This is a genomic window from Paenibacillus sp. FSL R7-0302, assembly GCF_038006885.1.
Lineage (GTDB): Bacteria > Bacillota > Bacilli > Paenibacillales > Paenibacillaceae > Paenibacillus_AQ.
Genome location: NZ_JBBOWB010000001.1, coordinates 5873577 through 5888041, shown reverse-complemented (window position 1 = coordinate 5888041; position 14465 = coordinate 5873577). Strand labels below are relative to the sequence as shown.

At 38.5% G+C, this 14465-nt stretch carries 9 protein-coding genes; 7 read left to right on the top strand and 2 right to left on the bottom strand.

Annotation, left to right across the window (positions count from 1 at the left end):
- Window positions 1-14: 14 nt before the first annotated feature.
- Window positions 15-1505: a tyrosine-type recombinase/integrase gene (locus MKY96_RS25365; RefSeq protein WP_340944325.1), complete on the bottom strand. Its 1491-nt coding sequence runs from the start codon at window positions 1503-1505 to the stop codon at window positions 15-17.
- Window positions 1506-1620: 115 nt separating this feature from the next.
- On the bottom strand, window positions 1621-2478 hold the full coding sequence (locus MKY96_RS25360) for a hypothetical protein (RefSeq protein ID WP_340944324.1): 858 nt from the start codon (window positions 2476-2478) through the stop codon (window positions 1621-1623).
- 445 nt (window positions 2479-2923) lie between these two features.
- Here MKY96_RS25360 and MKY96_RS25355 point away from each other — a divergent pair, with 445 nt between their 5' ends.
- The 7 genes from MKY96_RS25355 to MKY96_RS25325 all read left to right on the top strand — a co-directional run bounded on the left by MKY96_RS25355 (window position 2924) and on the right by MKY96_RS25325 (window position 14463).
- Window positions 2924-3256, top strand: coding sequence for an excisionase family DNA-binding protein (locus MKY96_RS25355; RefSeq protein WP_340944322.1), 333 nt, complete (start codon window positions 2924-2926; stop codon window positions 3254-3256).
- A gap of 903 nt (window positions 3257-4159) precedes the next feature.
- Window positions 4160-7213 (top strand): MrcB family domain-containing protein, encoded by a 3054-nt coding sequence (locus tag MKY96_RS25350; RefSeq protein ID WP_340944319.1) that lies wholly within the window; start codon window positions 4160-4162, stop codon window positions 7211-7213.
- 986 nt (window positions 7214-8199) lie between these two features.
- Entirely contained in the window at window positions 8200-10161 is a 1962-nt protein-coding gene (locus MKY96_RS25345) for a carbohydrate-binding protein (RefSeq protein WP_340944318.1), read from the top strand.
- 441 nt (window positions 10162-10602) lie between these two features.
- Window positions 10603-10842: an acyl carrier protein gene (locus MKY96_RS25340; protein WP_340944317.1), complete on the top strand. Its 240-nt coding sequence runs from the start codon at window positions 10603-10605 to the stop codon at window positions 10840-10842.
- Window positions 10842-12329: a class I adenylate-forming enzyme family protein gene (locus tag MKY96_RS25335; RefSeq protein WP_340944316.1), complete on the top strand. Its 1488-nt coding sequence runs from the start codon at window positions 10842-10844 to the stop codon at window positions 12327-12329. The genes MKY96_RS25340 and MKY96_RS25335 overlap by 1 nt, the downstream gene beginning before the upstream one ends.
- A gap of 13 nt (window positions 12330-12342) precedes the next feature.
- A complete protein-coding gene (locus tag MKY96_RS25330; RefSeq protein ID WP_340944315.1) occupies window positions 12343-13413 on the top strand; it encodes a hypothetical protein in 1071 nt (356 codons plus the stop codon).
- A gap of 108 nt (window positions 13414-13521) precedes the next feature.
- On the top strand, window positions 13522-14463 hold the full coding sequence (locus MKY96_RS25325; RefSeq protein WP_340944778.1) for an NAD-dependent epimerase/dehydratase family protein: 942 nt from the start codon (window positions 13522-13524) through the stop codon (window positions 14461-14463).
- Window positions 14464-14465: the final 2 nt, after the last annotated feature.

Genomic DNA, 14465 nt, shown 5'->3' with positions numbered 1-14465 from the left:
AACGTACCTCCTCCTTACTCATATTTGAGCAGATCAATTTGACTAATCATGTGCTGATCTCGGTGTGCCATATGCATGTATAGCCCTACGGTATCCAGCATTCGTACACGGGCTAATTCTTTTATCGCTTGAGGAAGGACGCCCTTGTATGCAAGACGCGTAATAAACATATGGCGAAAGATATGAACGCCACCTGGAAACGGCCAACCGGTAATCATCGCATAAAGAATGAAATATTCATATACCTCGTGTTTAATCGTAGAGATACTTTGTCCCATGAGGTAGGTTGTCTTCGGCTGTGTGTGAAGCTCTTGTAAAAGGGAATAGAGCTTTCCAACGAGAGGTAAAACGTGACTCTTCTTGCCCTTACTGTGGATGACGATCGTTCGTGTTCCTAAATTAATATCACTCCATTTGAGATGCGCTACTTCCGATAAGCGTAACCCCAGATGGAACATCAATCGGTACCCAATCTCTTCACGGACAGGATTTCTTGCGTATTGCGCCACCACATGAAAGAATGCTTTGATTTGCTGATCCGTTGGAAGTTCACGAGGGCTGTATCGGGGGGCCTTTATGGAATTGAAGCGCTGTAAGGGGGCCTCATAGCCAAATTTCTCATGCAAAAAGCGATAGAATAAGCGTATGGCATATATACTATGTGCAAATGAGATTCGGCTGTTGCCATCATCCCTTACGAGCCTTAGCTTGTAGGTGCGGTACATCAGCAAATGTTCATTTTGGATTTGGAAAATTGAGATCGTATCTGGACTTGTTGTCTTAAACATCTGGACATTTGCACAAAGCCAAACCAAGAGTTGGTGTACGTGGGTAGCTGTATTCCGAATATATTTACGAGATAGTCCTTTTTCTTCCATATGCATTTGGAGGTTGAGGATTCTCGGATGCATGCGTGATTCTTTGTCTGATGCTTTAACGAATGGGAGGTTTCTATCTAATATTCCGTTTTGAATGGATTTTCGCATTAAAAAGTGGAATAGAGTTGACGTGACCCCATCCTTCGCTAGTTGTTCAAAACCCTGGTGAAAGGTTTTGGGATCAAGCAAGTGTCTATCTTCAATTTGAGAAGGAGCGATCTCAAAAAGCTTCGCAGTGTGAAGCACAAGATTGTGAGTAAGTTGGAATTTTCTGAAAAAGTTATGCGGTGTATTGTGCATCCTACGACGTAAATATTCTCGTAATAAACTTTGAGGGATTTCAGGTTGCACTCTGTTTTCCCATATCCAATTATTGATCCCTTCTGCACCCAGATACGTGTTGCCCTCGATAGGTTGAATTTCAGGTATCAGTTGTTTGGCATACAGCATATGTTCCACCTTCTCACGCGTGACTTTTCTAATATCATGATCGTCACTGAGGGTGGGAAACATACCCTGAACGTCAAGAATCTTTTCGGCAAAAGAAAAATTCTGCCGAAAAGATTCTTGGGTTTCTTCAGTTTTCGACTGCTCGTTCTTAGTAATGAAATGGCTGTATTGATCCACTGTATAGGCCTCCAAATTTGATCTTTACCTTTAGGATGGCCATGGATGAAGTGAACTTTGAACTTTCTCAGTCTAACTGAGAAAGCCGTCTCAGGAAGGAGACGGCTTAGTATGGCTACCTTAGTTGACAGTGGACTGTAGCATCCCTAAATGTCTTGAACTCTGTAATAAGGCCCTTATAGTCTTGCTCCCGTCCCACTTTTGGCATCATGATCCAAAGGGATCTCATTTTTGATCTAAATGGGATGTAGGTTCTTATTGCATCGTTAGCTAATGGAAATGCGTTAAGGATGCGTTTTTGTAAAGCTTTATCAAGTACGGGCTCATGGTAGAGATGGAACTCGAAGTAATCCATCTCGGGATAAGTGGTAACCCAGCGTCCGGTCACAGGAGGCAGTTCTAGTGGAAAGAGCTCCTGGGGATTTAAAATGACAAAGCCCGCAATGCTCTTTACTTGGTTTCTCTCCGTAGATAGATCCTTAATGTGAATTTTTTTTGCAACTCCGGGGTCGAAGTACTCTGCTGGTGTAGAGTATGAAAATTCCTCGGGATCACTTTTGTTAACCAATTGCCAAGGATGATTAAGTAAAATGGAAAGTTGGAATGGTCTAGGCCAATGTGGCATGCCAGATGAATTAAATAAATTATGTGCGGCGCCAGCTCTTGTAGCAGAATACCCAAGTGCTTCTGCTACGTCAGGCTCTGAAAGATTAAATAATTTTCTGCAGAGCGTGCGTCTAAAATACAGGTCTGGATCATTCATAAGTAAATGCCAAAGCTCAATGGAGTTTTGCAACGCCAATACATCCATATAATCCAACCGACATAATTTGCGTTTTATTGATTTTAGTTTTGCTTGTAATTGTTTTAAATTACTTGCATTCTCTAACTTATGCATTACCGCAAAATATTCATCTACAAGAAAACGAACATGACTTTGATAGACGCCATCATATTTGATGGTAGTGTTCATAGCATCACCACTAACCATATTAATACAGATTGGCGAGTATTATAGAAACTCTCAGTTGAACTGAGAAATTTGAACCAATGCGTTAAATTGGGGAAACTGATATTAAGACACCTCCGAAGTCTTGTTGGTGAAAGATTCTTGATTCAATTGGAGGGATTGTGATTCTGTAGTACAACGATATTTGCTTGATTATTTACATCTGTAAGTCCAAGGTACAACTTAGGCATGCTGGGTTAATAACTGATGCTTGACATTACTGAAACCGCAATTAGATATTCAAAGATGTTAAAACTCCAAATTGCAGGCAATTCCGGCAATAATATATCAATAAGAATTCATATCAAGTTGGGATCTGTAATCTTAAAGCGCAAATCAAGAGCATCAATCATTGTGATGATTACTTTATGTAAAGTGTTGAATTGAACAATCTCTTGGAGGTAACTTTATGAGCGAATATGAAATATTACGAATTCAATTATTAAAAACACTATTACAAATGGAAGAACAACTACTAGTAAGTATCGGGAAAGAAAAGTTTCAATCTAACACAACTGCTGATAGCGGTGACGGAAATTCAACTTTACAACAAGCTGAACTACAAATGAAAGTTGTATTTTCTGTATCGGAGTTGTCAAATTATCTTGGTGTTTCAACAGACTGTATCTATACAATGGTACGTGAAAATCAGATTCCCTTTGTAAGAGTACGAAGAAGAATCATATTTTACAGAGACTCAATCAATTCATGGATTCACACTAACACCCCATATCCTAAATAGCGGTTCAACGTTAATTAGCTCAATTACTTCAAAAAATCAAAAAAAACCACCACAAACTATCCCTCCGATACGGATGAATTAGAATGTGGTGGTTTATTATTTAACATTACAGTAAGGTTAACATTCAAAACAAGCGGTAAATACTTCCTGGTGATATTGTGGTAGCGTGGACTATACATTTACGATGTTAATGGAAAACAGAAAACCTAAGTGCCTAAAAACTTTAACCCTCCAGGCATAAGACCGGCGGGTTTATTTCTACTTATACCTGGACAAAGTTGGTAAGATAACGCTGCGGAAAATCGAAGTGAGCGGTAACCATGACGGCCCCATCCGGGCTACCTGCCTGACTATTGGAACACCCCATATCTTCCTGGCAGCCATTATCAAGAACTTGAGCCTTATTTCAAGGTATGGGAAGCACTTGAGCCTAGTATTCAAAACGGGCTTATTGAAGTGATTGAGATTGAAAACGATGGTGTCAGTGTAAATGTCCCTCCGATTAGGAAGGGTACAGATGGTCGTCCATTAGTATAACAAACAAAACTGACCACCTAGAGTTCCTAGTAGTGGCCAGTTTTGTTTTGTTTGCTATCTATAGTTCATCTTTATTATGTATCAATTAAATTTGAACTTGAAACCTTGGGTGAAATAGAGTGAATAAAAAGAATAGATGGACGACATTTCACTAACCTGTGCTTGAACGTTTCAAAAACAGAAGGCTTTTTAAGTGTATTACGCTCCTATAAAATTTATTTAGGATTAAATGAGATATTCATACGATTGTCTCTTTTTTTGCTAAAGTTCCCTCCGTTTATCCAAAGGTATATGGTATTATTTTACTAAGAGTTTTTTATGTTTTCAAGAATATTAGTTTATTTAGTACAGAGGGGAATAAGAATAATGCCGGAATTGTTAGAGTTGAATATAAATGTTGAACTACTTAAGAATTATAAAATTACTGAAAAACAAATTGAAAATTTAGAAAAGTCAATATTTGAAATTAATGAAGTTACCAAAGACAAAAAAAATCAACTCAATAATATAATTTTATTTTGCTTAGAATATTTTGAACTATATTATCAAATATATGAAGGGCTTCCGGGTCAGAAAAATAGTTCTGTAGATGAATATGAGAAATTGATCCATCCAATAAAAAAAAATATATTAACTGTCATTGAAAAAGTGGAAAATTGCTTAGCTACTATTTATGGTAAATACAAGGTGAGTGTAGCATTTCAAACTGGTAGAGTTCACAAAATCCCATATATAGGTATATTCAATCCGAGATTAACCACTTCCTCGAAAACTGGCTTTTATACAGTACTGCTATTTGATATTTTTCAAAAAAACGTATATATATCGCTTAATATAGGTGAGAACATAGCTAATAAAGTGAGCTATGAAAATATAAAGAAGTACTTAAATGAGAACATAAATAGAAAAGCGTTTTCTAGTAATGACTCTTTAATTGCATTGAAAGATTTATCCACAAAAAAGAATTCTCATTACTCCGAAGGTAGCATTAATGGTACAAAAATTGAAATATCAGATTTGAAAAATGTAAACTTAGAAATTGACATCAAGAAAATAATTGATAATTATCTATTTCAAACAGATAAATTAATTCAAACTTTTCTTAAAGAATATGAAAATTATGACGTAATTATTGAACCTTCCTATATAAAAAATTATATTGACTTCAATAATTATCAGTATTGTGAAGCTGAAGATTGTAACAATCATGCCGATTATGCAGTATTTCTTTATGATATGTATGCACATAACAATGAGGAATTTTTAGAACATGACTATACATGTGGATATTTGTGTGAAAATCATATGATTGAAAATGAAAATAGCTGTTTAGGGGAACGAAAACCTCGTAGTTCATTGAGCTATAAGTATTCTAATAAGCAAGGTGCACAAGGATACTCTAAATATCTTCCATTAGATTTGGATCAGATTTTTAAGTTGAAAATATTTTCTGAAAACAGCAAAGAGGATTATTTAGAAATTAATAAAGAGGTTCAAGTCTTTTGTGATTTAATTATTCAAGAGGATTTAGAACTTCCGTTAAATATAGGTATATTTGGGGATTGGGGTTCAGGTAAAAGTTTTTTCATTAAGGAAATAAGTAAAAAACTAAATGAGAGTAATGTTGATATTAATGAAAGTACACCTCTAGTTATTGAATTTAATGCATGGAATTATTATGACTCTAATATTATAGTTAATTTGGTCTATAAAATCTTTGAAGCAATACAAGATAGATATAATGTTAAAACTAAAGATTTATTTGAAAATTTAGAACACTACAAAGTATATGCTGATAGAAAACTTAGCGAAGAGAGAGAGGAAATAGGCAAAAGAATAGTTAAACTAGAAAATGATAAAGAAGAATGTAAAAGAAATATTAGGGACGAAGTTATCTCTGATATAGCTACTTCAGATCACGAGAAACAACTTGCAAATGAGGTCATTAGTAATATAGAGCATATGAAAAAGTATAAAGATATGACAATTGTAAAAGAAGTTAGTTTCATGTGTTCTTATATTTTTAAGAATATTTCCTCTTATATTTATATAATAATTTTAATATTAGCTTTAGTGATAGGTCAGCATTTTCTGAAACATTATGGCTCTTTGTTATATTTATATGGTGGAACAATAATGGCCGCAATTTTACCATTATTTAAAATTTTTAAGAAAATTGAATCAATAATATTTAAGTATTTCAATAAATTAAAAGAACAAAAAAATATAGAAGCGGAAATTATTTCTTTGAAAGCTGAATTAAAAAATTTAGAGGAAAATAGTAGTGAGGAATTACCTATAAGCTACATGAGAGACTTTATTATTGATAAAATTAATAATGAGGATTACAAAACCAATCTTGGATTTATAGCTACAATTAGCGACGATATGAAAAAATTAGACAAAATCCTTAAAGAAGTGAAGATGAAAAAAGAAAGGGAAAGTAAAAGCGGAATAATAAGTATTAGCAAAATTGTTCTTATTATTGATGATTTAGATAGATGTCCTGAAGACAAGGTTGTTGATGTTTTACAAGCAATTCATTTATTACTTTCGACAAATCTTTTTATAGTTATTATGGCTGTTGACACGAAATGGATAAATAAATGTATAGCAAGTAAATATAGTCAAATGCTTAGTGAAGATAATGACACTGATAAGAATTTATTTGCAATAAATTATTTAGAAAAGATCATACATTTACCTTATTGGCTCAAAAAAATGAGCCAGGCAAACTCTGTGAACTTTATTGAGATGATTGGAAAGAATATTTCTCAACAAAAAGTAGAACTCAAAGAAAATGAGTTAAATGAAATCATCAATGATGAAAATTATAGTGGGAAATATGGTTCGAGTGGGAAGATTGTCACAAGGTATAATTCTGAAAGGCATAGAGATTACATCAATAATGAGAATTTCCACTTAATAAGTGAGACTGATTTAGTTATCTTAAACAAGATTAATTTTTTATTTGTTAATACAAACCCAAGAAAAGCAAAAAGATTTTTGAATACAATATTACTAGTGAAAAATAGTAATACATATAATAATGAAAAGTACAATTTAATACTATTTTATATAGCAAGCATGGTATTAAAATCAGAGTATACTTGTCAATTTTATAATTATGTTATAAATGAAAATTGTAACAATAAAAATGACTTTCTTATTCTCACACAAAAATGGGCTGAACGAGAAGATCTTTTATTGTCAGAAAGAAAATTTTGGATTGACTATATTGACCATATTAGAGATCTAGACAAGGAGTTGTTCAACAACATTATAGATGATATTTCTGAAGTCTCGAGATTCACATATTTTCATGAAGAAATTACTTGTAGGAACCAAAGTAATTATAGATATAAAAGTGAACTGGGAGAAAACAGTGGTGTGGAAAATAGAAATGATAAAGTAAGCTAAATCCTGCGATAGTTAACCACCTTATTGGTTTGATTCAGGTTATTGTACTTGTTATACTCACTTATACTATCATTGATGCTTGAAATGAGAATTCCTCGTAAGAGGAGTTCTTAAATATTTTAGGGGAACTACAAGCTACTGGATTGTCGGACTCGTGCACAGTAATTAACTTTGTGGGATTCCCTAGAAACTGCCTTGTAATAGAAAAAAATAGACATATTAAGTGGGTCGCTAACTTATATAATTGATGAGATCAATGGAAAGGGAGTTGGCAACAAATTCACTTACGGCCGTTAATTTCTCAGGATTTTTAGCATGCGATTATCTAATCTCCTTAGGTTGGCGACTTATTGGTATTATTAATTCTTCCAAAATAAAGACACATTACTGACATCCTCGCTGGTAGCACGATGTGGTCGCTATATCTGATATTGATGTAAAATTGATGTAAAACATCAACAGAAACGTGCGGAAATCAACCTTCCAGAACGGAAGTCCATTGGCAAAAGCCCGTCAAATCAAGGTTTCTGCGGAATGCTACAGATCACATCCCAGGATAACATGTTCCCGCATACGGTGCATGTGGAGAGTGTGGCTGTACTGGAGCTGAAGTAGGTGATAATTAGACATAAAAGAAAGCAATAAGGCGCTCGGGAATGACTCCCCGCAGCGTCTTTATTTCGATTTAGGAGATATTTTTAGAGAAATCCTGCAAAAAGAGCAACATTATTGCTCCTTAAAAGCGGCCGGTGAGAGTGGCATTTGCATCGTTCAGCAGCAGGTATTTAGATACGTACCTAAAAGTTTCCACACAGACCGGCGGAGGTGGCTTCCCTTCTCTGTATAAAGCTGCTGCAGAAATCTGCCCTTAATGTGGGATTACCCGCCTTATCCGGATGCACCTATCAAACTATAATCAGGTTGTAAGCGAATACAAAAGAGATGGCAGAGTCTTTTCTAAAAAAATATGAAAGAGGTGTTTATTTATGTTAAGGAAGTTAAAGTTATTAAGTGCATTATTGATTTTTTGTATGGCCAATCTGTTACCTGTCTTTCCTTTGACAGCAAGCGCGGCGGGTACAATTGTAAGCTATCCGTTACCGTCGGTCTATACCACGACCAGTCAATACACGGTAACAGCAGACTCTACCAATATACCGGTAATCGACACTTCAGAGGTATTTGTAAACTATAATTATTGTAATTTCTCTTTTTCAGGTACGACTACAATCACAATCACAGCAAGCGAGCCCATCAATACCTATAATATTTCTCCCAAAGCTTTGGGAATCACTGCAACTAAGAGCGGAAATACGCTGACCTTTACCCTTTCATCGCCAACCTATCTTATCGTTAAAATCAATAATCTCAAAGATCTGGTCATTGCGGCAGATGCGCTTGAAACCAATGTTCCGGCCTCATCCGGTACAGGGATTTACAATGTTAAAACCCAGTACGGTGCTGACAGTACCGGTGCCACATTGGCTACAACTGCCATACAGAATGCCATCAATGCGGCTAACGCAGCAGGCGGTGGTATCGTATACGTTCCAGCCGGCGTGTACAAGAGCGGTAACATTGTTCTAAAAAGCAATGTTTCGGTTTATCTGGCGGGTGGTTCTGTGATCAGGGGTTCAGGAAATCCAAGCGATTACACTACCCATTTTCATAAGAATTCTCTAAATAAGGATGGAACGTGGTTTATCTATACCGAAACCAATGCAAACAATATTAAGATATACGGCAGGGGAACGATTGACGGCAATGGCCATTATATGAGAAATACAAACAATTATTTGAACAATATTCTTGTACCCTTGCAGTGCAGCAACTTCACAGTTGACGGCATAACCATCAGAGACAGCGGAGGCTGGGCTACAATCGTTACCAGATCCAATAACGTAACCTTCCAAAATACTAAGCACTTCAACAATAATGAACTTGATTATGAAAATGATGCAATAGACATCCAAGAGAGCCAAAATGTACTCATAAAGCACACTGTCGCCGTATCGGAGGATGACACTTACTCCTTTAAGACATGGGATGTAGCTACTACGGATATAGCTGCAAACTGGCCTGGAAGTCCTGAACAGCAGTCAAATGTAGTGGTGGATGATGCTTTGGCCTGGAGCAGATGTGGAGCCTTCAAGGTCGGAGATGGAGTGAAACAGCTTCAGGATGGCATCGTGGTTAAAAACTCTTTTGTATACAGATGCTGGCGCGCTTTAGCGGTAGGTCATCTCTATGGGACTCCAGCAGCACAGAACATCGTATTCGACAATATAGATGTAGAAGGCTTCTGGCCAAGATCCGGTGTTCACTCCAGATGGTTTGATCTTTCGGCAAAAACCGGTCCGATCAAAAATGTGGTCTATAATAATATCAATTTACGCGCTCTGGGCGAGGTTTCAATAATGAAGGGTTGGAGTGACACCTCTACGGTCTCCGGAGTGACATTGAACAATGTTCGCGTCGGTGGAGTTGCGGTGAATAATTTGACAGATTTGAAAATAACAGATACGAACAGCTATGCGGCAGAGCCAAAATTCAACACATTGAAATTCGAAGCAGAAGGCTATAACCTTAGTTCCGGTGTTCTTTCCTATGAGTCAAGCACTGACGGCGGGCTGAATGTGGGTGCCGGGAGTAATGGCGACTATATCGCATTTAAAAATGTAGACTTTGGCAGTACAGCTAAAACAAGCATTGATATGAAGGTCGCATCCGCTAATTCCGGCGGAAGGATCGAATTCCACTTGGATAGCCCTACAGGCACTATGCTGGGTTCTTGGACGGCCGAAAGCACAGGCGGATGGCAGACATGGTCCCTCAAGAATATCCCGCTTACTGCCGGGACAGCGGTAGGAACCCATACGGTATATGTTACTTTTGTGAAGTCAGATTCAACCACAGTTGCAAATTTAACCTGGTTCCAGTTCAAATAAAATGGAAACGGCTTAATTGGATTGTAATAAGATGGATAAAGGGGTATATCAACTGATATACCTCTTTATTCAGCTAAAGGACGTACTCACTAGTGTTGCATAAAATTTTAAATTGTTGACAATTGGTATATTTGCAATTTATACTAAAGATATCCATTTACGGGTGTCATTCACCGTAGTGAAGTAGAGCATTTTCAGCAGGGCTTTATCGCTTGGGAAAATGCTTTTTTCTGCTTTTCATTCCTGCGCCGAGTCCTATTCCGCCTCCAGTATTAATTGCAGCATCTCTGCAAACAACTCTCTTAGTGCGAATGCACATTGTCCATCGTTTTGAGATTATTCTCCTTCACACTCACTTTCACTTACTCATTACTGAATATCACCATGTATGCTATCCTCTCTAATCAGCCTTTCTAAAGATTATCTAACGGAGGAAACAGGATGTCTAAATCAATAGAATCTATCTTGAGAGATGAAGTTTTTGCTGAGCTGGACATCGAGTATCCGGAAGATCCCGATACCCCTTTGCTGGACCTGGGGATCGATTCGGCAGGCTTCATCAAGCTTATTGTTTCAATGGAATCGAAGTTTAATATCTCGATCCCTGATGAGGATCTGTTGTTTGAGAAGTTCTCCACGGCTGGATTAATCCTTAATTATTTGGCCGGGAAAACGATATGATGACTATCATTCAGCATTTATTCATGGAGGCTTGTGATCGCAAGGATCATATTATCCTTCAAGATCTAAAGCGGCAATGGACTTATGCAGAGGTGATGACAGAAGCATACTTGATTGCTCTATATGTCCAAAAGAATTTTGACCTTGAGGCCGGAAGTCATCTTGCAGTATACACCAATAATGAGCCCTTGTTCCTTACTGCGGCGCTTGGCATTCAGTTCTGCGGTCATGTGCTGGTACCGGTTCCGTACTCGGCTTCCATCATGGAAATTGAACATATCCTGCATGCCAGTGATACCAAGCTGGTTATCAGCAAATATGCACAGCCTGCACGGTTAAATTGTGATATTCATTGGGTTACCGCTCAGGATTTCTCGCAAGAACCGCTGCCTTCGTTCGAATCGATCTCGTTCACGAATCCGCCCGATCCCCATCATTGTGCGATTCTCCTTCCTACCTCGGGCACAACCGGACCCTCTAAAATCGTTATGTTATCCCATCGGAATGTATTAACGAATGCGCTGGCCCATGGCGAGAAGGTCGGGTATACGGATCAAGATTCGTTTCTTGTCACGATGCCCGTTCATTTCAGTTCTACGATTGTCACGCAATTGATTTCTTGCATGCTATTTGGAACCCGAATTAAGCTGATCAGCTTGCCCTTACTGCCGCGCACAGCGTTTAGACTGTTTCAGGATAAGGCGGTCACGGCATTCTCAGCGGTGCCTACGCAATTGATGCACTTTATTTCCGATTATCATCAGACAACCCACTGGAGTGCCTTTGATTCCATTGAATTTATTGTTATAAGCGGTGCGCCGATTCCTGCGAAATTAATAGACCAGCTTCAGACTGTATTTCCCCAAGCAGATATTATTCAAACCTACGGACTAACAGAAGCTTCTCCGCGGGTGAGTATGATGGAACGGGGAGACCGAAGCCTGACCTGTGGAACACCCGTCAGTGGCGTGTCTGTCCGGCTTGTTGACGAAGAAGAGAATGAGGTTAAAGGAACTGCTGCTACAGGAGAAATTTGGGTCAAGGGCCCGAATGTGATGCTCGGTTATTACAGGAACCCGGAGTTAACGAACGTTACCATTGTTGAGGGTTGGTTAAAGACAGGAGACTTGGGATATTGGAATGAATCAGGGTGTCTCATCATCACAGGGAGAAAGAAAAATATCATTATATCCGGCGGTATCAATATTTATCCGGAGGAAATTGAGGAGTTTTTATACGGCTTGAAAGAAGTGGAGGAGGTCATGGTTGTTGGTGTGCCCGATGATCTGTTGGGCGAAGTACCCGTCGCATTGCTGAAAATTTGTGAAGAATGTCTGGTTGATATAGATGCGCTGACCAAACATTGCAACTTGCATTTATCCTCGTATAAAGTACCTAGACAATGGAGGATTATAGATGACATTCCAAAAACAAAAACAGGAAAACTGGACAGGGCAAGCACGAAGCGCTTATTGCTAAAGGAATAGGGGGGACGAAAAGTTGAAGAATACAACTCAAACATTGCGCAGCGAAAGATTGCCGGTCCGTTATCCGATGATTACAACCTATACGCAGCATGCCCATCTCTTGTCCATACTTACCCACTACGAGTGCGCACACCCATGGATATTCAGCAATTATATTCAATTATTTATTAACAAAGATTATAAACATCATTGGGGAGATTTCTATTTCCCTCTGGCGTATGAGCTGCGGCCTTCGGAAGGTTGCAAATGGATTTCGACTCAGAAGATACATAGAGATACTGTAACGACTAAATGGGACTCTGTTATTCATTTTATTATAGAAAATATTAATGCCAATAACTATATCCATACCATGATCAATTATTTCTACGTGCCCCTAAGCGACCGATATCATAGACTCCAATTGCATCATGACATATTTGTGTATGGCTATGATTTAGATCGGGAGATATTGTATGTTTCCGATTTCTTTAAGAACGGCGTGTACAGTCAGGCTGAGATCTCATTTGCCGATTTCAATCTTGCGTTCAACACTAATCATCTAACAACCAATCATGATTATCTGAGAGAAATGGTGTATCTGTATAAATTCAATGGCCAACATCAGGATAAATTCAGTGCAGATACCCTAGTGAATTCTATAAGAAATTATTTCACTAAGAGAACGCCGGAATATTGGGAGATGTTCAACTATGGGGGCGACAGGGATCATCTTGACTTCGGCATGCAAATATACACCACTCTATTTAATTATGTGAAAGAGACAGCGGAACATAAGGCTATGCTTGATATAAGACCCTTTCATTTACTTTATGATCATAAGAAGATAATGACGCTGAGATTCAAGTATTTGTACGATCATCGGCATCTTATTCATTTAAATCAAGAGCATATTGATGAATTCGCAGCTATTGAAGTGAAGGCGAAGATCCTTGTGAATGTAGCGTTTAAATATAATTTGACAAGGGATGTGAGTATTATAGACAGCTTACATACACTGATAACGAAGATAGAAAATGAAGAAGCCATATTCCTTGAACGATGGCTGAAGAAGGTGAGCATTCCGGAGCCCATGGTGTTCTAGATATTACATATGGAGGGAGTGATGCTGGGATTATAATCGTTGCGATACAGCGTATTGAATAAGCTCTGCACAGTTCCTGCTGTTTAACCAACCGTAAGCAAAGGGGGGATCTTTATATTCATTGTATTAACAGGAGTCGCAGGCTTCATCGGTTCCAACCTTGCCGAGAGGCTGCTGCGGGAAGGACATACCGTTATCGGGGTCGATAATTTGCTGACCGGGTCCACTGTCAACATGGACGATCTCTTACTTTCCCCCAATTTCAGGTTTATTGAGCATGACGTCATTTATCCGCTCGCAGTTGAAGGTCCGGTCGATTGGGTGATGCATTTCGCAAGTCCTGCCAGCCCGCCCAAATATTTGTCCTATCCGATCGAAACGATGAGGGTCAACAGCGAAGGAACGATGCATCTGCTGCAACTGGCCAAAGAAAAGCAGGCTGCGTTCTTCTTGGCTTCAACAAGCGAGATCTACGGTAACCCAACCGTTCACCCTCAGCCGGAGAGCTATTATGGCAACGTGAATTCGATTGGATCAAGAAGCTGCTACAACGAAGCGAAGCGGTATGCAGAGGCGATCACCTACTGGATGAACAGGAAATACGGCATACCGGTAAGGGTCATTCGAATCTTCAATACATTCGGCCCGAAGATGGATTTATATGACGGTCGTGTCATTACCAATTTCATTAATCAAATCATGTCCAAGCACAACCTTACGATTTATGGCGACGGCAGACAGACGAGAAGCTTTCAGTATATCGACGATTTGCTGGAAGGGATTATAAGACTGCTGGGCACCACATATGAACAGCCGGTCAATTTGGGGAATCCGCAGGAAGTCACCATCCTTGAAGTCGCCCAAGTATTGAAGGAGCTCATGAAGTCCAACGCGCAGATCGAGTTTCTCCCGCTGCCGGAAGACGATCCCAGGAGAAGGAAGCCGGATATTACCATTTCAAGGACGATTATGGACTGGGAACCGGCGATCGGTTTGCAGGATGCACTCGCTAGAACGATCCAGTATTACCAAGGTCAATATATCCATTAAAC